19 protein-coding genes and 1 pseudogene are annotated in these 21,100 nt (G+C 44.5%); 14 read left to right on the plus strand and 6 right to left on the minus strand.

Features of this window, described 5'->3' with window-relative positions; genetic code table 11:
- Nucleotides 1-81 precede the first annotated feature (81 nt).
- Both ETHHA_RS04885 and mobC read left to right on the plus strand, forming a co-directional pair.
- A complete protein-coding gene (locus ETHHA_RS04885) occupies nt 82-2,841 on the plus strand; it encodes an AAA domain-containing protein (RefSeq protein WP_013484880.1) in 2,760 nt (919 codons plus the stop codon).
- A 145-nt stretch (nt 2,842-2,986) separates the two neighbouring features.
- Entirely contained in the window at nt 2,987-3,169 is a 183-nt protein-coding gene (mobC, locus tag ETHHA_RS15465) for a plasmid mobilization relaxosome protein MobC (protein WP_137143851.1), read from the plus strand.
- 129 nt (nt 3,170-3,298) lie between these two features.
- Here mobC and ETHHA_RS15470 read toward each other — a convergent pair whose 3' ends face one another.
- Nucleotides 3,299-3,442 carry a 4Fe-4S dicluster domain-containing protein gene (locus ETHHA_RS15470; protein WP_106919196.1) on the minus strand — a complete coding sequence of 48 codons (144 nt, stop codon included), beginning with the start codon at nt 3,440-3,442 and terminating at the stop codon, nt 3,299-3,301.
- Nucleotides 3,443-3,569: 127 nt separating this feature from the next.
- Between ETHHA_RS15470 and istA the strand changes: the two genes are divergently transcribed.
- From istA to istB, 3 genes are read left to right on the plus strand one after another with little or no spacing between them, the layout of a single operon-like run.
- The gene (gene istA, locus ETHHA_RS16040) at nt 3,570-4,268 is read left to right on the plus strand and encodes an IS21 family transposase (protein WP_106919181.1); all 699 of its coding nucleotides are present in this window, start codon (nt 3,570-3,572) and stop codon (nt 4,266-4,268) included.
- A 37-nt stretch (nt 4,269-4,305) separates the two neighbouring features.
- Nucleotides 4,306-4,791: a Mu transposase domain-containing protein gene (locus ETHHA_RS16045; RefSeq protein ID WP_242822084.1), complete on the plus strand. Its 486-nt coding sequence runs from the start codon at nt 4,306-4,308 to the stop codon at nt 4,789-4,791.
- On the plus strand, nt 4,788-5,585 hold the full coding sequence (istB, locus tag ETHHA_RS04900) for an IS21-like element helper ATPase IstB (protein ID WP_013484882.1): 798 nt from the start codon (nt 4,788-4,790) through the stop codon (nt 5,583-5,585). The genes ETHHA_RS16045 and istB overlap by 4 nt, the downstream gene beginning before the upstream one ends.
- Nucleotides 5,586-5,646: 61 nt before the next feature.
- Here the strand turns inward: istB and ETHHA_RS04905 are convergent, their stop codons facing one another.
- The 4 genes from ETHHA_RS04905 to ETHHA_RS04925 form a co-directional block, all read right to left on the minus strand.
- On the minus strand, nt 5,647-6,531 hold the full coding sequence (locus tag ETHHA_RS04905) for a glycosyltransferase family 25 protein (protein WP_013484883.1): 885 nt from the start codon (nt 6,529-6,531) through the stop codon (nt 5,647-5,649).
- 430 nt (nt 6,532-6,961) lie between these two features.
- Nucleotides 6,962-7,387 carry a glycosyltransferase family 32 protein gene (locus tag ETHHA_RS14445; RefSeq protein ID WP_137143852.1) on the minus strand — a complete coding sequence of 142 codons (426 nt, stop codon included), beginning with the start codon at nt 7,385-7,387 and terminating at the stop codon, nt 6,962-6,964.
- Nucleotides 7,388-8,522: 1,135 nt separating this feature from the next.
- The gene (locus ETHHA_RS15820; RefSeq protein ID WP_199850101.1) at nt 8,523-10,049 is read right to left on the minus strand and encodes a YbhB/YbcL family Raf kinase inhibitor-like protein; all 1,527 of its coding nucleotides are present in this window, start codon (nt 10,047-10,049) and stop codon (nt 8,523-8,525) included.
- Between the two features lie 97 nt (nt 10,050-10,146).
- Nucleotides 10,147-10,797, minus strand: a complete 651-nt coding sequence (locus tag ETHHA_RS04925; protein ID WP_013484885.1) for an L-threonylcarbamoyladenylate synthase — start codon at nt 10,795-10,797, stop codon at nt 10,147-10,149.
- A gap of 193 nt (nt 10,798-10,990) precedes the next feature.
- Here ETHHA_RS04925 and tnpA point away from each other — a divergent pair, with 193 nt between their 5' ends.
- The 3 genes from tnpA (at nt 10,991) to tnpC (ending at nt 13,296) form a co-directional block, all read left to right on the plus strand.
- Nucleotides 10,991-11,350 carry an IS66 family insertion sequence element accessory protein TnpA gene (gene tnpA / locus ETHHA_RS04930; RefSeq protein ID WP_013484562.1) on the plus strand — a complete coding sequence of 120 codons (360 nt, stop codon included), beginning with the start codon at nt 10,991-10,993 and terminating at the stop codon, nt 11,348-11,350.
- Nucleotides 11,350-11,700, plus strand: a complete 351-nt coding sequence (gene tnpB / locus ETHHA_RS04935; RefSeq protein WP_013484563.1) for an IS66 family insertion sequence element accessory protein TnpB — start codon at nt 11,350-11,352, stop codon at nt 11,698-11,700. The genes tnpA and tnpB overlap by 1 nt, the downstream gene beginning before the upstream one ends.
- A 168-nt stretch (nt 11,701-11,868) precedes the next feature.
- Nucleotides 11,869-13,296, plus strand: coding sequence for an IS66 family transposase (gene tnpC, locus ETHHA_RS04940; RefSeq protein WP_242822087.1), 1,428 nt, complete (start codon nt 11,869-11,871; stop codon nt 13,294-13,296).
- 197 nt (nt 13,297-13,493) lie between these two features.
- Here tnpC and ETHHA_RS16310 read toward each other — a convergent pair.
- A pseudogene (locus tag ETHHA_RS16310) lies at nt 13,494-14,423 on the minus strand (LeuA family protein); the annotation flags it as partial.
- Nucleotides 14,424-14,657: 234 nt separating this feature from the next.
- On the opposite strand from ETHHA_RS16310, the gene ETHHA_RS04945 reads away from it, so the two are divergent.
- The 6 genes from ETHHA_RS04945 (at nt 14,658) to ETHHA_RS04970 (ending at nt 20,891) form a co-directional block, all read left to right on the plus strand.
- Complete coding sequence (locus tag ETHHA_RS04945) at nt 14,658-15,554, plus strand: LysR family transcriptional regulator (protein ID WP_013484887.1); 897 nt, start codon at nt 14,658-14,660, stop codon at nt 15,552-15,554.
- A 726-nt stretch (nt 15,555-16,280) separates the two neighbouring features.
- Nucleotides 16,281-16,622 (plus strand): ArsR/SmtB family transcription factor, encoded by a 342-nt coding sequence (locus ETHHA_RS04950; RefSeq protein ID WP_013484888.1) that lies wholly within the window; start codon nt 16,281-16,283, stop codon nt 16,620-16,622.
- A gap of 14 nt (nt 16,623-16,636) precedes the next feature.
- On the plus strand, nt 16,637-17,746 hold the full coding sequence (hgcA, locus tag ETHHA_RS04955) for a mercury methylation corrinoid protein HgcA (RefSeq protein ID WP_013484889.1): 1,110 nt from the start codon (nt 16,637-16,639) through the stop codon (nt 17,744-17,746).
- An 11-nt stretch (nt 17,747-17,757) separates the two neighbouring features.
- Complete coding sequence (hgcB, locus tag ETHHA_RS04960; protein ID WP_041686673.1) at nt 17,758-18,051, plus strand: mercury methylation ferredoxin HgcB; 294 nt, start codon at nt 17,758-17,760, stop codon at nt 18,049-18,051.
- Between the two features lie 93 nt (nt 18,052-18,144).
- Nucleotides 18,145-19,227, plus strand: a complete 1,083-nt coding sequence (gene arsB, locus ETHHA_RS04965) for an ACR3 family arsenite efflux transporter (RefSeq protein ID WP_013484891.1) — start codon at nt 18,145-18,147, stop codon at nt 19,225-19,227.
- Nucleotides 19,224-20,891: an FAD-dependent oxidoreductase gene (locus tag ETHHA_RS04970; RefSeq protein ID WP_013484892.1), complete on the plus strand. Its 1,668-nt coding sequence runs from the start codon at nt 19,224-19,226 to the stop codon at nt 20,889-20,891. The genes arsB and ETHHA_RS04970 overlap by 4 nt, the downstream gene beginning before the upstream one ends.
- Nucleotides 20,892-21,100 lie beyond the last annotated feature (209 nt).

Genomic DNA, 21,100 nt, shown 5'->3' on the forward strand with positions numbered 1-21,100 from the left:
AAAGCGAAAAGAAACTTCGCTTAATGTTTATTTTTCAATCATTTAGCTTAATGCTTAATTCTGTTCATCTGGAGGAACCGCGTGAATGCACGATACCATCTTATCTTGGCAAACGGTCAAAATAAGACAAGCGATATCCAATATTGCAAATACAACCCAAACACAAGAAAATATGAGGTAACCTATCAAGGCGGAAAAACGTATTCTTACAACTATAATTCCATTGAATGGGTAAAGGATCCTGAAACTCTGAATCCGGCTCTTGCGCATGTTTCCCATGAAGGACGGGAGTTTTTCAATGTCCATGGTATTTTCGTTTTCCACGCCCGCAGAGAGGACTATTGGCACATTTGCTTTGGCGACGGCAGCGAACGCACCTATGAAAAGCGTAATTTGAAAATCACCATGTCTTGTCTGCGCGAAGCGGAAGCACAAAACCGCCTGGATTATCTGCGTCAGCTTGCTGGCATCAATGAATTAAAAAGCGATGACGGAGAGGTCCTTCTGCAAAAGCAATATGAAAAGATAAAGTTTGTCGATCAAGAAAGCGCTATGGCCGTTTACTTGAATCCTAGCGTCCATCACACCCAAGCTTATCCTAAAAGCAACCTGATCTTTCCGTTTGGTGGTAACGCAAGCCAGTTCAAAGCGGTAGAGGCCGCACTTGAAAATCAGATCAGTATGATTCAGGGGCCTCCCGGAACAGGAAAAACGCAGACTATTCTGAATATTATTGCAAATTTGCTTGCCGCAAACAAAAGAGTCCTAGTTGTTTCCAATAATAATTCTGCTACTGCAAACGTTTTGGAGAAACTCACCTCGCCAAAGTACGCCATGGATTTTCTGGTAGCGCCACTGGGCAACTCGGCAAACAAAAGGGCTTTTGTAGCAAACCAGACCGGCAACTATCCGGATTTGTCTGGGTGGGCGATGGATGCGCAGCGCCAGACAGAGTCTCGGAATAGAATCCAGACCTTGTCCTCAGAGTTATCCGCGACATTTTCCAAGCAGGAACGGCTTTCAAAAGCGCGGATAGAGCTTGCATCCCTTTTCACAGAAATGCATTATTTTGAGGAATTCTGTAAAGAAACCGGTCGGAGCAATTTGCCAATTAAACCAAGACGTCAATTGAAATCGGATAGACTGATGCAGTTATGGCAGGAATGCTATGCATTTTCAGAGAAGGAGCGCAGCATTTCCCTATGGTTTAAGTTAAAAAGCGTTTTTTTCTATGGGATTTCCGATTGGGACTTTTTCAGCAGTGGCTTACCTTCCATTATTTCACTTTTACAGGGGTTGTTCTATCAGTCCAGAAAAGAAGAACTGAGCAGTGAAATTGCTGCGCTGGAGGCGCATCTTGCTCAGGTCCATGTGCGTGAAAAGATGGATGAACTCACGCGGCTCTCAATGGATTACTTGCGCGCCAAGCTGTTTAAGCGTTATGGAACCCATGCTGCGCGCGAGCAATTCTCGGATAAGGATCTCTGGAAGCGCGCTTCGGACGTTTCGGCGGAATATCCAATTGTGCTGAGTACAACATTTTCCTCCCGCAGCTGTTTAAAAAATGTAGTCTATGATTATTTGATTATGGACGAAGCTTCTCAGGTGGATGTTGCCACTGGGGCGATGGCTCTCTCCTGCGCCAGGAACGCCGTCATCGTCGGGGATCTGAAGCAGTTGCCGAATATCGTAACCAGTGAAATGAAGGCCCGTAGCGATGCGGTTTTTACTTCCTTTCATTTGCCGCGAGGTTATTCTTTTTCAGAAAACAGCTTTTTAAACTCCATCTGTAGCATCTTACAGGATGTCCCGCAAACACTGCTTCGTGAGCATTACCGTTGCCATCCCAAAATCATCGGCTTTTGCAATGAAAAGTTCTACGGCAACGAACTGATCATCATGACACAGGATCACGGCGAGCAGGATACGTTGGCACTAATTGAAACCAACGCCGGAAATCACCGGAGAGATCATATCAATCAACGCCAAATCGACGTGATGGTGGAAGATGCGCTTCCCCTACTGGAGGGCACTCCGGACGAGGAGGTGGGCATTGTCGCACCTTATAAGGATCAGGTCGCGGAAATTGAAAAGCAGCTGGGCAGCAGCAAAATGGAAGTACATACGGTTCATAAATTTCAGGGCCGCGAAAAGGATACCATCGTGCTGACGACTGTTGACGATGTGGCAACTGATTTTTCCGACAATCCGTACCTGCTGAATGTCGCCGTCTCCCGGGCCAGAAAACGGCTATTTCTCGTCGTGTCTGGTAATGAGCAGCCAGCCGACAGCAACATCGGTGACTTGATCTCCTATATTCGCTACAACAACTATCAGGTCATCCAAAGCGAGGTTTATTCCGTATTCGACCTATTATATCAACAATATACTCAGACGCGCATTGCATTCCTCAAGAAGCATACGCATGTTTCGCAATATGATTCGGAAAATCTGATGTACGGGGCTATCTGTGATTTGCTGCAAAAGCGTCCGCATCTTTCCTTGAATGTAATTTTCTATTACTCCCTCAACATGCTCATTCGTGACCCGCACCTGTTGAATGACGAAGAATGCCGTTATGCGATGAACACCGCCACACATGTTGACTTTCTGATTTATAATCGCATCAGTAAAGTACCCGTCCTTGCAATCGAGGTGGATGGGTTTCATTTTCACAAACCCGGCACCGCACAGTATGAGCGTGACCGCATGAAGGACAATATTCTGAAACTCTACGACATTCCACTGTTGCGCTTTGCAACTAATGGGAGCGGTGAAATTGAAAAAATTGCGGCGGCTCTGGACAATTATTGCACTCTGAAAAAAGGGGCGGAGCGCTGAACTTCATGAAAAGGAAGCCCCCCCGATCTTCTAAACCCACAAGATGCTGGGCTGTACGAATAAGGCGACGGGGATCGGCCATTCCGCTAAATCAACGCTTATCTGCGCAAGATGGCGATTGACGGGCTATGTGGTGTATGCGAATATGTCCGATGCAAAGGAACTGGTTGCGCTCCTGCACCAAAACGGCGCGAATGTCAACCGGATTGCCCGACGCGCCAATGAAACGAACAGCCTGTACGCCGAGAATGTAGCCGATCTGGAGCGCCGCTACGGCACCCTACTCGCCGGATTAAACAGGCTGCTCGCCAAATGGAAAAATCTCTAAACCACCGTGGCGGCGGTGTAAAACAAACATTAAGCCGCCAGCGTCCCGGAACAAGGCATTTTCCGATTCTCCGGGGGTTGCAGTTTAATGCCCGCAGCGCGGTTATACGGCGGCTTCAAGCGCCTTTTGCTATACTCGTTCGGTGTTGTAATACCGCCGTTTGCCCTTGGAATGGTTTTTATATTCGATGGCTCCGACCGGACAGGCACCAATACAGGCCATGCAGTGGGTGCAATTTTTTCCCCAGCGCGGGCGGCGATTTTCGAGAATAATATAGTGTCAGCGCCAGTGATAAAATGAAGAAAAACGCCGGTCAAAAAATGTAGGTTTGCAGCGGAAAGGGATGCAATATGGTACACTCAAATCTGTCTGTTAAGCAGCAGGCGGAAAGGGTGTCAAAATGGAAGGAGCAAACCGGATGGATATCCGAAGCGACCGGCAAAAAGGACTGAGCTACACAGAGATAGCGCGCAAGTACAACATTGACCCGAGGACGGCGAAGAAATACGCCGAGAGCGAGGCGCGACCGGTATACAGCCTGAGCGCAACGAAGCCGTCGAAGCTGGACCCCTACAAGGAGCAGATAACGGTATGGCTGGAGGAAGCGCCGTACTCAGCGGAGCGGATACTGGAGAAAATTCAGGAGCAGGGCTTCGAGGGTGGGCACAGCATCGTGCGGGAATACGTGCGAAACAAGAAGGAACAGTTGGACGAGAAAGCAACGGTGCGGTTTGAAACGATGCCGGGACTTCAAGGGCAGATGGACTGGGCGTTTTTTGAGGATCACACCGTGCCGGAGGATGGGAAGCTGAAAAAGCTGTACTGTTTTCTGTTCATTTTGGGGTACTCGCGGACACGGTACATAGAGTTTGTGACCAACATGAGTACCAACACTCTGATCCGCTGCCATGCCAACGCGTTCCGGTATTTAGGCGGTTACCCGGAGGAAATTCTGTATGACAACATGAAGCAGGTCGTCATCAAACGGCTGCTGAAGCAGGAAGACAGTACCCTCAACCGGCAGTTTGAGGATTTCGCCGGATTCTATGGGTTCAAGCCATGTGCTGTGCCGGCCATACCGAGGCCAGACAAAGGGTAAAATAGAGCGCACGGTACAGTTCGTACGGGATAATTTCATGATTGGCATCAAGTACTCTTCACTTGACGACCTCAATGGCCAGGCCCTCGCATGGTGTAATAAGGTCAATGGGAAAGTCCACGCCACAACAAATGAAATTCCCTTCGAGAGACTAAAAAAAGAGGGCCTTAACCCTCTTAAACGTGAATATATCATCGACAAAATCAATCTGCGCCGGGTACAAAAAGACTGCCTCATCTCGTACGGCGGTAATCAGTATTCCGTGCCATCGGAATACGCCGGCGAAGATGTGGCAGTCGTAGCATTGGACAACGTGCTTGCTGTCTACTATGAAGGAAAGCAAATTGCCCTGCACCGAATATCCTACCAGAAAAAAGACATGGTCGTCAATGCCCATCATTATCGCAGGCTGACCGTCAAGCAATCCTTTGATACAGAAAACACCCTGCTGGACGGCGACAGTGTCATCGACTTTCCTATCCAACAACACGATTTGAACCGGTATGACGAGGTGCTGCTATGACGGAACTGACGATGGAACGTCTCAGGGAAAACCTCGAAAGCCTTAAGATGAAAAACACGCTGGAGATATTGGACAATTATCTTGAAAGAGCTGTAAAGGACGAACTCAACGTTGTAGATGTGCTCGACCATATCTTTGCCGAGGAAGCATTGTCAAAACGGCGACGCGCCTATGAAAAGCAGGTGCAAATGTCCGGATTTCCCATCAAAAAAACGTTGGAGGATTTTGATTTCAGTTTCCAGCCCTCCATTGACAAGCGCCAGATTGAAGAACTGGCTACCATGCGTTTCCTTGAAAACGGAGAGAATATCGTCTTCCTCGGCCCGCCCGGTGTGGGCAAGACCCATCTGGCCTCAGCACTGGGGCTGGTTGCCGCCAAGCATCGATTCTCCACCTATTACATCAACTGCCACACCCTAATTGAGCAGCTCAAAAAGGCTCATTTTGAGAATAGACTACCGGACAAGCTCAAAACTCTGGGCAAGTACAAAATGCTCATCATTGACGAAATTGGCTATCTCCCGATGGATATTCAGGGGGCGAATCTGTTTTTTCAACTGATTGCGAGACGTTATGAGAGAGTCTCCACGATCTTTACCTCCAATAAGACCTTTTCCCAATGGAATGAGATCTTCGCCGACGTCACTATCGCCTCTGCAATCCTAGACCGTGTTTTGCACCACTGCACCGTTGTCAATATCAAGGGTGAGAGCTATCGCCTTAAAGAGCGAAAGGAGTACATGAAGCAGAAGCAGCACATCGTCAACACCCTTTTCGAGCAGGGCCAAAACTAATTTTTCAACATTTCCTTACCGCTGTTTTCATGCATTTTTTAACTGGCGAAAACCTGCAAATTCAAATCGGCGTTGACACGCCGATCTGCGACAAAACAGGCATAATAGAGTAAGAATTTGTGGAAGGAACGTCCACTCGCTGTTCTATAATTGGCTTATTTATTAAATAAACATCCAGCTTGTCGAATTGTAGGTTTAACCAGAGATCAACTGGACCATAGGCGGGTAACATGTTCAACAGTTTCTGTGCACCGACTTTTGAGAGAACATAGCCAGAGGCTTGCCAAATTCCGCAATTTGGTTTATGTACTAGTCCATCTTCATGTATCCTAGTTTTTGGCTTTATGCCTACTTCTTGAAATGATAGAAATAGTATGTCAAAGGTAAACGGTTGCGACGATTTATTTATGATATCCGTCCACGCAGCGTCAAGGTTATTGGCGAACCCGCGCTCGAAATATACATCGTCCTCTAGAATGAGGGTATATGGAATATTATCGGAAGCGATTTTCTTCCATAGTTCTATGTGGGAAAGGGCTATCGCAATTTCTTGCGGCGTCATCTTTATTTTGTATGCTTTGGAGCTCTCGTCGATTTGAATGAGTGGATTAGGTTCAACCTGTAATTGATCGGCTAGAGTAAAATACGGACACAGCATCTTACTGTCAATTTTTTCATCAAGATATCGTGCATCAATAGCCGAAAATCTCCTGCTAAGTTCAAACAAAGAAGTGTCAGAACGGCTTTTTATCCTTTTCAGCTTATTACTTACTTGGCTCCATCTTTTTGGCTTTCGGTCAAGGTTTATGGCGTAAATCCTTTGAATTGAGTCTCTTGAGTCTTTGGAAAATGAATTGGATTGTCTGCAAACATCTAATAATCTTCGATGGAATAATAGTCTATATCGTATCCTATTGAGCGCTCCGGTATAATTTCTCATGTTCATAGTCAGTATTCTTTCTCGTATATATTTTATTGAAGTAGCTAAATATTACTGCCATCCCAAATCCTCCAATTCCGCTTATCTTTTCGATAATCTAATGGCCATTGGGGTACAGCGATATCGTCCCAGTTATCAAGAAACCTAAAATCATAATTTTTCTTTATAGCCTTTAATTCAATAATATGCCTCACTAAACTTGCAGTTGAGTTCCCGGGGCCAGTTGTTGATTGGACATCTTTTATGTCTCCATTAGATAATAATATTTGCGTAGAGCGTTCAAGAGCAAGCTGAATTAGTGGGTGATTGGGTGGCGAAATAATAGGGTCGTTATTGATGTAATAGATCTTATCAGAACGATATTCGTTCTTTAATATAAAGTCGACTGCCTTTACCATTGAATCTGTCGGCATATCGTAACATAGTGGCTGAATTTTTAGCCTACTATCGACGAATAATTCTTCAATAAGAATATTCCTATAAACATCATCTGCGTCGACATAGAATCTGCCATTTTTACTAAATAGCAAAGTCTAAAATAGTCTGATCTCATTGCAGGGTGTAGACAACGATGAAACGCGTTTAAATATCGATTTCCAAAATGATTTTTAATGAAGTTGTTTGCGGTTATGTCATCAAACAAGAGACGCTTAAAGCCTTGTTCTTCTAGCGGATGCCAACTTTCAATGCACTCCTGTACGTCCAAAGGTATCGATTCGCTGTCGTTCCAAAACTGGAATAATACATGCGGAATATTTTGGTCAGCACATTGTGGAGAAAAATTATCCTTATCGTTAATTAAGCCCCAAACAAATTTGGATCTCAATTCATGGTCTTCTGAAATATTTGCAGCTGATGGCATTATCATGAAAACACCTCAAAATTTTTATGTCTACTTTCTAAGTTGTAATAGCTGGAAAATAAAAGCATATCATATTTAATCCAAATGTTTAGTCTTAGAAATAAATACATATCTATTTTAACATAATAACAGTTCTATTGCAGTTTAACATTCACCGTATTCCTGTATTTTTTGAAGAGTGTAACGCAATCTGAAGAAAGAGCTTGAAATATAACTATTTAATAGTGTAGCAAATATAATGATCGTGATATAATAATTACACGATATACACGTTTTAAGTAATCGTGTGCAATCGTGTAAAACGTGTAAAAACGTGTTACTTTTGTTGAAATCGTCTCAAAAGCTAGATCTATACACATGTCGAGTGTTCATAACGACACTGAACATTCCGCGAATAGGAGTAACCGAAAGGTTGCTCCTATTTTCGTTGTTGCTGAACAGGTAAGACAAAACCCCCAGTTGAACTGGGGGTGGATAAAAAACCTTATAGGACACAAAGACAACCTCCGATGCTACACTAACGAAGGTCTGGCAGCCAACGGAAGATAGCATAGGAGGTTTCTGTCAAATGGATGACGTAAAAAGTCTATCACAATAAAGAGTTCGTAGACCCGTTCACAGGTGGCAAGAATCGGGAGGCATAAAAAAGCCCCCGAATAGGGGGCAACCCGTAATAAAAGTGTGATCGCCAGGCCGATTCGGTGCGCCTTTTAAGGCGCTACCACAGGAGATATGCCTTTATAGGGCTTGTTCAAACCACCGGTTTAACCGGTGATTTTGATCTCTGTGCAGGAAACTGCCAGTATGCAAATGGGGTTTGGGGTGTCCCCAACAAGCGAAGTTCTTGAATTTTTCTGATACAGGAAAAGTGCAAAAACGGGGAAAAACATATACTTTTCTATCGCTTGCCATTTTTATCAGGAATTCGATCCGCGCCGCGATCAGAAAGCTAAATGCCCGAACGCGGTTTCCAGCCCTTTTTATCGGAAATTTTTTACCCTTAAACCGGCCCGGAGCATTGCTTTTCCGGGCCGGTTCTTGATAGCACGGATTATCAACAATGAGTGATAACCTCTTAACCTTGAAATACAACAAGATGCGATCAATAAACAGATTTTCGCAATAATAAAGTCATTTAGTACTGCCCGACAACTATTTCCGAGGTTTTAGCTAATATGTGGTTTTCAATTTTTTCATATAGCTCGTTTAAATAGAACCCATCTTTTAGATCAATCACCTCGCAGTCTAGAGCATAGACGTCAATGGTGTATTTATGATCTTTATCTGGCGGAGTGGGACCGGCATAGTGGCATGTGATATTGGAGTCAATTTCCGCAATGAGGTGTGATGAAAAACTGTTTTTTCCTTGAGTTATTTTTAGAATATTGTTAACACTTGCGTTTTCAGGCAATTCTGATATGTTTCCTGGAATATTACACACGACCCAATGAATCCATGGGAAACCACAAACAGAAACGGCATCATAATCTATCATTGAAATTGCAAAAGACTTTGTGCCTGCAGGTTTTTCCTTAAAGGTAATGGGAAACGATATAACCGGAATATCCTTTAACTTATATATGTCTTCTGCATGTTTGGAGTACTTCCTGGGTAAATATCCATTTTCCTTATTAATTAAAATTTTCATATCGCCACTCCTTTTAATATAATAGATATATAATAAAATATACAAACCAAACATTAATAATAGCAAAGTCTGAAAAACACGAAATCCATAATATTGGTACAATATCCCTCCCGTTATAAGCAATGTAATATTTATAATGGAATAGATGCTTTCCATTATATTTGACATTCTGGGTATATTTGACCCGGCGTTTCGTAATCCAGTCATGCATACCGGACGTGTTGCACCGGATGATAAGCCGAGTAATATCGTTGCAACAATAATCAACAACAAATCATTTGAAAAATACATTGCAACTGAAGCGAGGAGGCATATATTCATTGAATTCATAGCGTATCCAGGTTTTAGTTTTCCTGCAATGAAATTTGACGATATATTACCTAAAAACGTATAGCTTGTCAATATTGCTATAAATCCATATATTGGAATCTTTAAGTCAATAAACAAGTGATAAGGAAGAAATCCCGTGAAGAATGTCAATATTATACCACGGGTAAGGCAGTATACAGTAATATACTTTTTTTCAGTTGATGTCAATTGGACATTGCTCTTTCGATTACTAATTAAATCGACTTTCCCGGGTTCTTTTGGAAGATTTAAGCATACAATTCCTGTTATTACATCAGCTATTATACTTGCTGCGAAAGGAATCCGTGTATCAATATTAAACAAGAAACTTCCAGTTAGACCTGCTATGAGAAGGGAGGCAAACATAAAACTGTTACTTTTTGCTTGAAATTTTCCTCCATCATCAATATAGTAATTGATCAATCTTGTATCACTGCCAGCAGAAATCCCATATCCCAACCCTAGAAATACTTGAGCACAGCAGATTATAAAGACATCTTGGACTAAAATCATTAATAATAGTCCGATGCATTTTGACCCTTCACTTAATAATAGAATTTTTTTGCAGGAGAGATGAGATGAAAGCCGATATTTAATTGGAAGAACTCTTGTGTACATAAATATTGCCAATCCATAGACAGCCATAATACATTCAATTGTAATCAAATTGAATCCTAATTTGTAAAAATAGATAACCAAAAAAGGAAGGTGAAAATAAGCTCTTGAAAAAATGCGATACAAAGATATTTGAATTTTGATTTGCTTATTCAACAGTAATTTCCTCCACATGTAGCGCATTGTCCAGTGCTTTTTTGTCAATATCTCCTTCTCTGATCAGTTTCACAGTATTATCTATTACTGAAACAATAGTACTAGATTTTGATGTTGAGATAGCATTGCTGGATTCGATAAAAAAATCAACACAGTTTTTCATTTGAGAAATTGCAATTTCTTTTGTGACTAATGTATTATCTACGGTCCCAGATATGTTAGCTGAAGTAATTGCGATAGGTTCACCATTTAAGTGGCTCATAAACTCTCTCCATGTTGGGTTTGAGACACTTCCCAATGCAATTGTACTTTTGTTATTTAACATATAGTCATAATCTGAATTCCTTTTGTTAATAATGATATTCAACGGACCGGGCCAAAAAGTTTCAGCTAATCTCTCGATTATTCTTTCATTATCGCATATCCCATATTTATTCCAATCGCTTGGATCAAGGAAAAACAAGGAAAGTGCTTTGTTTTTAGGACGTTTCTTATATTTAAATATCTTATCGATTGCTTCTGCGGAATTTGCGAGGCAGGCTAGATTATAATTAGTGTCTGTAGGAATAATGATTGGATTGCCTTTTTGCATATGCTCTAATATTTCATCAATGCAAGTGTTAATATTGGTAACAATGTTCATTTTGCACCCTCCCATAGAAATTGTTATTAGAAATAGTGTTGTATTGAAAGTCATATGTGCTGTAATAGGTGGATAAACGTAACCGTCAAGACCGCGCGCACCTTGTAAGCATGGTGTCGGGGAAGGTACAATGAACTTCAAAAGGGTTCAAAACATGTAATGGAGTGTTTTGGACCAAATTGGAGTGAATAAAATGGATACGCAAAAAATCGCGAGGGAGTTCCGGCTATCAGAGTGGGGCGAGGCGGTAAAGGAGCGAATAGCTGGCGGGCAGAGCGTGGACGCATTTTGCGAAGAAAAAAACATCAGCAAGGCCACCTATTACTACAGGCAGAAAAAAGTACGGGAAGCTGCCTGCATGGAGCTTATGGAGAAACAAAAGCGCGGAACCGGGCTTGTGCCGGACGGCTGGACGCAGCTTACGGAAGCAAAATCTGTTACTGCCGGCGAAGGCACCCTAGACATTGAAATCGCCGGCTGCCATATCCTTGCAAATGCCCAAACCGACCTGGAATTGCTGGCGAGAGTCTGCCGCATCCTGAGATCGCTGTGATGCAGTTCGGAGAAAAACCTGTGTATCTTTGCTGTGGGTGCACGGATATGAGGAAATCGATCAACGGGCTAATGACGCTTGTGCAGCACAGTTTTTCTCTCGACCCTTTTGTCGACGCGCTGTTCGTGTTCTGCAACCGAAGCCGTGACCGCCTGAAAATACTGGAGTGGGACGGCGATGGCTTTTGGCTGTATTTCAAACGGCTGGAACGCGGACATTTCCGCTGGCCGTCGTCAGACGAGGAAACCACAATGACGCTGAACAGTGAGGAACTGTCTTGTCTGATCGATGGCGCAAGGCTGGAGAAAAAGCTTCGCCGCAGCGAAGTTCTTGAACACAATATTTCGTAACACATCGGGATACGAAAATGCCGTTTTTCTTGATTCTATGCGGTTTTTCCGGTATAATTAGAGAATGGAAAAACAAGAAAAACAATTGAAATACCGCTTTCTGTTTACGAGAATTTTCTCAAACAGGCGGAGCAGATTGCCGAGCTAAAACAGCAGATTCAGTGGCTGATGGAGCAATTCCGCCTGGCCAAACGTAAGCAATTCGGCGCGTCCAGTGAACAGACGGACAACGAACAATTATGTCTGTTTAACGAAGCAGAGCAAACCGCCGATTTGACCGTGCCAGAGCCGGAAACCACCGAGGTCAAGGCGCATTACCGCAGAAAGACGCGCCTGACCACCGACAAGTTGCCGGAAGATTTACCTGTTGAGACCATTGAACACGAGCTGCCGATCGAGGCGCGTATCTGTCCGGACTGCGGTTGTCCTCTGCACAAAATGGGGGAAGACATCCGTGAGGAACTGAAAATCATCCCGGCAAAAGCCGTGATTGTACGCCATGTACGGCACGTCTATGCCTGCCGCCACTGCGAGGAGTCCTCTGATCGTGTGCCGATTGTCAAGGCGGAGATGCCAAAACCCGTCATCAAGGGAGGGTTCGCATCACCCGAATCCGTCGCCCATATCGCCGTGCAAAAATTTGTGATGGGCAGCCCGCTTTATCGGCAAGAGCAGGAGTGGGCGCAAAGCGGCATTCTGCTCTCACGTCAAACCATGTCCAACTGGCTCATCAGAGCCTGTGAAGATTGGCTGGAGCCAATTTATCAGGAAATGAAGCGACAGCTATGCAATCATCAAGTCCTTCACGCAGACGAAACCACCCTTCAGGTGCTGCATGAGGACGGCAAGCCCGCCCAGAGTAAAAGTTACATGTGGCTTTATCGTACAAGCGGCGAGGCTAAGCGCCAGATTGTGCTGTATGACTACCAGCGGGATCGAAAGCATATCCGTCCGAAAGACTTCTTAGAGGATTTTTCAGGTTTTCTCCATGCAGATGGTTATGACGGATACCACAAGCTGCCTGACCGAATCACCGTGGTGGGCTGTTGGGCGCATCTGCGTCGGAAATTTGACGAAGCGCTGCAAACACTGCCGAAGGATAAACGGAAATCGTCTGACGCCGCAAAGGGGATTGCTTACTGTGACAGGCTGTTTCATTTGGAGAAACAGTTCACTTTGCTGACCCCGGAAGATCGTTTGAAGGAACGCGAACAGCAAAGTAAACCGGTGGTTGAGGCGTTCTACGCCTGGGTCGGATCGCTCCGGGAACTGCCTAAAACCCTGATGGGTAAAGCAATCCATTATGCACAGTCACAGCGCATGTATCTTGTGCGGTATCTGTTGGACGGACGGCTGGAAATCAGTAACAATCGCGCGGAAAACGCCATTCGACCTTTTGTAATGGGACGGAAGAACTGGCTGTTTTCCAACACGCCAAACGGTGCAAAAGCCAGCGCAATCTATTACAGCTTGATCGTCTCTGCCAGGGAGAATGGTCTTGTGCCTTTTGAGTACCTCACAAAGATTTTCACCGAAGCGCCCAATGGCGCGGATGTTGAAAACCTCATGCCTTGGGGGGCGTGCCCGTTGATTTGACGGTTACGGATAAACTTGTATAAATCACAGGCTTCTTCTATTGTAATGTGATTTACAATTTTTGCTGCTTTTCTATAAAAACCAATAACATCTTTCATGTCTTCCAAATTTCCAAATTCCTTTGAAGCTCTGCTTAATATTAACTTCGAGCTTGAAATTCCGCTAATGGTAGCATCCAATGGATCAACTTTGATTCCAAATTCTTCTGGAAATGCGAATTGGTACATATTGCTATCCTTCATCATTCCATCTTGATGTATTCCAGACTCATGAACAAAAACATTATCACCGAGCATAGGCTTTGTTTCGGAAATTGATACTCCCAATACTTCAGCAATTTTTTTAGAAATTGAATAAATTCGGGGTGTATCAATACTTGTTTTTATACCATATTTTTTACTCAATATATAGTTGATTTCCTCAATAGAGGTATTCCCGGCTCTTTCCCCAATTCCAAGAAATGTAGTTTCAACTTGGACCGCACCGTTTAACACGCCCGCGATGGAATTGGCGGTTGCTAATCCCAGATCATTATGGCAATGTACGCTTATGCCATAACGATGGTTTTCCGCTTTTATTTCATGTATTAATGCTCCAAATTCTTCTGGAACCATGCAACCCACGGTATCTGCGATTGTTACCATATGTATGGGAAATTGATCGCACATTTGCAGTATTTCCATAAGATACAACTTGTCTGACCGTGTAGCATCTTCGAAGCATAGATCAATCGTTATTCCAAGGTCGCTAATGTAGCTAAGGCATTTTTTGATTTTGTATCGCATGCCTTCCCTGGTAAGTCCCAACTTTTTTTCAATATGTAGATCAGAAATTGGGATCAATAATTTTATTACAAGGCGAGGTATCTTTTTGATAAGTCTCGCTGTAATATCGATATCCTGTTTAACAAGCCTTGTTAGAACAACTACTTCTTGCTGAGGGTCTAATTTTTTCGCTTCCTCAGAGATCATTGCATAGTCATCAGCAGATGCACACATTCCAATTTCAACAGACTCAATATTAGACACTCCAATTAGTTCAAAAACTTTCAGCTTTGTTCTAAAACTTTTGTTTATATTGCGTTGCTGCATTCCATCTCTAGCTGTGCTGTCTTGAATTCTTATCATATATTTAACCTCCTTGCTATATTATGTAAATATTATATTTCAAAATACGACAATATAAAATTTCAAATTACTAAACAAATCATTTAGTAATGCTTTACAATTCATTGGAAGTGATGCTAAATACACTGCTGTTTTTTGAAACAATAGAATTGCAGATTGATTTGTGTTATACTATTTATAATCATATAAAGGACATATATTTTGGTCTTTGTGCGAATCAAAGGGGGGCCAGACATGAATTTGGAATGGTATTACACATTTTTAGTAGTAGCTAAATATCAGAATTACAGAAAAGCGGCAGACGAACTATTTATAACGCAAACGTCAGTTTACAATCATGTAAAAAATCTTGAAGCACTACTAGGGGTCGATCTAGTAGAACAATCTGGTCGAAATATAATATTAACAAAAGCAGGGCAATATTTTTGCGGCATTGCCAAAGAGACAATTAACACTTATGAAAAAGGTATTTATTCTATAAAGAACATGGAATCAAATTACAAAGCGACATTAAAAATTGTTGTAACCACTTATATTGACAATTATTTGCTCACAAAATTTCTGCCCCTATTTTTCAAGAGAGAACCCAATATCAATGTCTCTACTACTGTGTTAGAAGAATACATTCCACAGGCCATTGCAGAGGGTGATTACGATATTGGCATAGACCGAAAAGAACCAAATATGAAAAGTATACACTATAAAAATATATGTGAGGGTAGGATCCAACTAATTGTACCCAATATAATTGAAAACTCAAATTTGAATTCTGAAAGAGAGTATTTTGAAAAATATAGAGTTTTGTCGGATAATCATCCGACCTATTGGGATGAACTTAAGGATACAATTATAAAAATCTATCCCAAAACAAACTTTGTAAGCATATCATCAGTGCGCTCTACAGAAGACCTGATTATTGCTAATCAAGGTGTTTCATATTTGCCAGTATACATAATAGCAGATGTTGAACAATCAAAGATTAAACTAGTAGAGCCGAAGAATATTTCCGCCCCTATATCCTTTACGTATTTGATTTGGAAGAAAGAAACACCTGAGATAAATTCATTCAATCTGCTGTTTGAGCATTTTGTCGCTGAAGAAAATAAAAAAATAAGTAAAGTTGAGCAATAAAATTCAGACAAGGCTTACACTTTAGTAAATCAATGTGGTACAATGAATACTAAAGAATCCTATAAAGCAAGTCCGACATTCATATGATAAGGATCACTATCAACGCAAATTGAAAATAATCAATATATGATATTTTCATAACTGTAAGTCCGCAATGAAGTGGCTGTAAGCCGTTCTTTTCGTAGGCAAAGGAGCAGTGCAATTAACTGCAGTCAAGCAACGTTGCCAGATGGCAGCATGCTACATGGCATTGATAAAAGCGCTTTCTGTATTTCACCGGAATTATGTTGCAGATGGCGGTGTCGCTGGGATATGATACAATCAATATTGCAACTGAACCACTACCGGCTAAAGCCGGTAGGTTCGACTTGCGGTTAAAGCCACCTGAAGCCCACTGATTTAAAAATTACCACTTTTCATTTTTTTCCATATAATTCCCGAACGCAGCAGGGAGCATTCTGTGAAGAAGATGTGCCGAGTTTTGGAAGTCTCCCAAATATGTAGATGCCCCCAAAACGCAGGTCACCCCACCGTCGAAATATCTGCCGGCGGAACGGTTTGAGCGCCAGCTTTGAGTCGATCTTGGCCGCAAAGGCAGACCTCGGGCCAAGTTGGCCCGGGGCAGCTTTGAAATTCTAAAATTTTGATTGACAAATGCTGTGAGTACGCATATCATATAGACATAAATAAATATCATTTACGATCATCTATATACAGGGAGCAAATATGGAAAATAATTACGCCGATGTCGCGCTGCTTTTTAAGGCGCTATCGGATGAAACCCGGTTGAAAATCATTGACAGGTTATCCTGCGGGGAGCTCTGCGCCTGCGATATTTTGAAGCATCTCAACATCACACAACCGACGCTTTCCTACCACATGAAAATGCTGTCCGAGTGCGGCATTGTCAATGCCAACCGGCAAGGCGCATGGATGCACTATACGCTCAATGTCGAGACAATGAAGCAGATTGCGGATTACTGGAGCCGCATTACGAGCGATAAGTCTGATTACATCTGCTACCAGTGTTGCGATGACTCGGAAGAAACCTGCAAATGTGCGAAATAGTGAGAGGTATCAGGATGGAATCCATAGTGGATGAAACAACCGCCGAGTGCTCTTGTTCCTCCGGTTGCTGCGGCAGTGCCCCAATCCCCAATGCGCCATATATCGCCGGATTGAACGAGACGCTCGTCGGGGCCGTTCCCCGCGTTTCCACCGAGCTTAGCCTTAGGGATATTCTCGGGGCATGGCAGGTACGCTGGGGTTTTGGGCGCATGAGCTACAAAGTTGTTCCCGGCCTTTACAGTGTCGGAAAACCGGCGGAAAATTCACCGGTGCTGGTCACTGCCAACTATAAGCTGACTTTTGACAGCCTGCGCAAAGAGCTGGCGGGCCTGAGCCTTTGGATTTTAGTCCTCGATACAAATGGTGTGAATGTCTGGTGCGCAGCCGGAAAAGGTACATTTGGCACTGACGAACTGGTGCGACGTATTGAAGCCGCAGGGCTTGAAAAAGTTATCAAACATCGGACACTCATTCTCCCGCAGCTCGGTGCAACCGGCGTGGCGGCCTATGAGGTTGCAAAGAAAAGCGGTTTTCATGTCCGATACGGCCCGGTTCGGGCTCACGACATTAAAGCGTTCCTTGATAACGAAATGAAAGTGACGCCGGAAATGCGCGAAGTGCGGTTTACAATGAGAAACAGAGCCGTTCTCACTCCCGTCGACCTGATCCGGTGGGTAAAGCCTCTGGCAATCTTTTTCGGTATCCTGTTCATTTTAAACACCTTTGGCCTTGGAAATTTCGGCTGGACGGAGCTTGTGGCATTTTTCGGGGCCGTGGTGACAGGCTGTGTCCTGACACCTGTTTTGCTCCCGTGGATACCGGGCCGGGCCTTTGCGTTCAAAGGCGCTCTGCTCGGCCTTATCTGGACTGTGGTGGTCCTTCTTTTATGTGGTGGGCTGCCGCAGCTCGGAATTATACGAACACTGTCGTTCATTCTATTGTTGCCGGCTGTTTCCGCATATACAGCTATGAACTTTACCGGAAGCTCAACCTATACGTCTCCATCCGGTGTCAACAAGGAGATGCGCGTTGCCATCCCCGCCATGCTGGTTTCTTCCATTCTGGGTATTATCCTTTTGGTAGTCAGCTTGGTAGTCAGCGGTTTAGTAGAAACGATTTTATGAGGTGACAGATGATGAAACACCGGTATCTTCAAGATGTCGTGACGCTGAAGCTCGATGCCGATAAATGCACGGGCTGCGGAATGTGCGTAAATGTCTGCCCGCACAGCGTGTTTGAGCTTGACGACGGAAAGGCAAAAATCATAGACATCAATAGCTGCATGGAGTGCGGGGCCTGCGCAAAAAACTGTGCGTTTTCGGCCATTACCGTATCACCCGGCGTAGGATGCGCCGCTGCCATTATCAAAGGGATGTTGACCGGTTCCAAGCCGTCCTGTGACTGTTCCAGCGACGGAAACTGCTGCTAAACGAATCGTTCTATGCGCTTGTCCATATTTGAGACATAGAAAAGCGTCTATTATATCGGGCTCTTTCGATTTATTTTAAGGAGGATTAGAGAAATGGAAAAAGCGGGTGGTAGGCTTTCTTTTTTAGACCGCTTTCTGACACTGTGGATATTTTTAGCTATGGCAATCGGTGTGGCGGCGGGCAATTTTTTCCCCGGCGCGGCGGATGCCATCAATCAATTAAGCACCGGTACGACTTCATGGCCCATCGCAGTAGGGCTGATTCTAATGATGTACCCACCGCTGATTCGAGTAAAATACGAGGAAATCGGCAAGGTGGCAAACAACAAAAAGGTGTTCGGCTTTTCTCTTTTGCAGAATTGGATTATCGGGCCAATCCTGATGTTCATTTTGGCTCTGATTTTCTTGCCGGATAAGCCGGAGTATGCCGTTGGCATCATTGTCATTGGACTTGCCCGCTGCATTGCAATGGTGATTATCTGGAACACGCTCGCGAAAGGCGATAATGAGTATGGCGCTGCCCTGGTGGCACTCAACGCCATCTTTCAAATCCTTCTTTACTCGGTCTACATCTGGCTGTTTATCACAGTGCTGCCGGGAATCCTTCATCTTTCATGGGGCGGGAAATCGGTGCATGTTTCGATTCTGGAAGTTGCCCGCAGCGTATTGACTTATCTCGGCATCCCGTTTGTTGCGGGTATTGTCACCCGCTTTGCCGTTATGCGCGCCAAAGGGAAGGAATGGCTGACCAAGACCTTTATTCCGAAAATCTCACCGCTCGCTCTGCTTGCGCTGCTCTATACCATCGTCATCATGTTTATGCTCAAAGGGCGTATGATTGTTGCCCTGCCGCTTGATGTGGTACGGATTGCGATTCCTCTGCTGATCTACTTCGTCCTGATGTTTTCCATCAGCTTCTTTATTTCGTATAAGCGCGGTTTCAAATACGATCAGACAACGACGCTTTCCTTTACCGCTGCAAGCAACAACTTTGAGCTTGCCATCGCCGTATCGGTCGCGGTGTTTGGTATCAGCTCCGGTCAGGCGTTCGCCGCCGTCATCGGCCCACTGATCGAGGTGCCGGTCATGATCCTGCTTGTGCGGCTCGCGCTCTATTTGAAAGGCAAATGCTTTGATGAAAACGGACTGCCGAAAAAAGATGGGGGATCAAAATGAAAATCGTAATCGTCGGTTCCGTCGCGGCGGGAACATCGGCGGCGGCCAAGGCCAGAAGAAATACCGAGGACGCACAAATCACCATCTATGAAAAAGACAGCTACATATCCTATTCGGGGTGCGGGCTGCCGTACTTTGTGGGTGGGGAAACTTCCGACATCGGCAAGCTGACGCCTAGGGATGCGCGATGGTTTAAGGAACGGTACAACGTCGAGATAAAGACGGGCTGCGAGGTATTGACGGTTGACTCCGCTCAGAAAACCCTATGTGTGCGAAACCTTATATCGGGTGAAGAATTTACGGATACGTACGACAGGCTGGTTTGGGCGACGGGTTCAAAGCCCTTCAAGCCGCAGCTTGACGGTATCGGCAGCAGGAACGTCTTTACCGTCAAGAATCCGCAAAACGCGGTGGATGTGGACGCCTGCATTGCCGAGCATCCGGCAAAAAAAGCCCTCATCATCGGTGGCGGATATATCGGCCTTGAAATGGCAGTGGCCTTGAAAGAGCGGCAGATGGGGGTAACCATCCTTGAATTGAGCAGTCATGTCATGCCGCTGATGGACGACGAAATGGCCGCGATTCTGCAAAAATACATGACCGGGAAGGGCATTGACGTTCTGACATCGGCTAAAGTCACCGGTTTTCAGCATAGTAACGGGATGGCCCGGACGGTAATGGTCGAGGGGCATGAGCCTATCCCGGCAGACTTGTTTATATGGTCTGCCGGCATTAAACCCGAAGTAGAACTCGCAAAAACAATGGGCGTGAAGCTGGGCATTACCGGAGCCATTGAGGTTGATAACCGGATGCAGACCAACCTTCCCGATGTTTATGCCGTGGGCGATTGCGCACAGGTCTATTCTCTTGTGACAGGCAGCCCCATGTACCGTCCGATGGGTTCCACGGCCAACAAGATGGGACGTATCGCCGGGGACGTCATCACCGGCGGCAGCCTGAAATTCAGAGGTGTGCTTGGAACGGGCATTTTCAAAGTATTCGGTCTTTCCGTTGCCATGACCGGCCTGACGGAAAAAGAGGCCCGGAAGTTCGGTTATGACATTGAAGTCATCCATAATATCAAGCCAAACGTGCCCGATTATTACCCCGGTTCCGCCGAAATGACCATCAAGGCGGTTGCAGACCGGAAGACCGAGAAACTGCTGGGCGTTCAAATCGTGGGCGGCGAAGGGGTTGACAAGCGGATCGACGTTTTTGTGACGGCGATCACCTACGGCGCAAGGGCTGGCGATCTCTTTCATCTTGACCTTGCCTATGCACCACCGTTTGCGACCACTAAAGACCCTGTGCTTTATACCGGCATGATACTGGATAACGCACTGAATCGCGGGCGCAGGATTATGACGACACATGAGCTGATTGAAAGAGAACAGGCCGGGGAAAAGATCACGATTATCGATGTCAGAAATAAAAAGGACAGAGACAGGGGGTTTATAGAGGGCTCGCTTCATATCCCGCTGCAAAAGATACGTTCCGAACTTGCCGGCTTTCACAAGGATGATCTGATCGTTGTCCACTGCAACAAAGGTGTATCGGGTAATGCAGCGCAGAACATTCTAATCAATAACGGGTTCAGGAACGTGTATAACCTGTCGGGTGGATATAAGCAGTACATCATCGAAAAGAATCGTGAACGTAAATGAAGGAGAATATTTGTTATCCAGCGAACCTTCTGACGCAAAATATGGATGTTCTGAAAGAAAGCTGCCAGAAAATTTTTGACCGGTGAAGGCATGCCTGACCGGCGCAGGATTTTTTATACAAATAGCATGCGCGGAGCGATCCTGTCAAACAATATCTTGCTACCCAAACACGGAAAGAATAGTGGAGTGTTCTTAGCAGGATTACAGTG

Origin of the sequence: Ethanoligenens harbinense YUAN-3, assembly GCF_000178115.2 — a bacterium.
Taxonomy (GTDB): domain Bacteria; phylum Bacillota; class Clostridia; order Oscillospirales; family Ethanoligenentaceae; genus Ethanoligenens; species Ethanoligenens harbinense.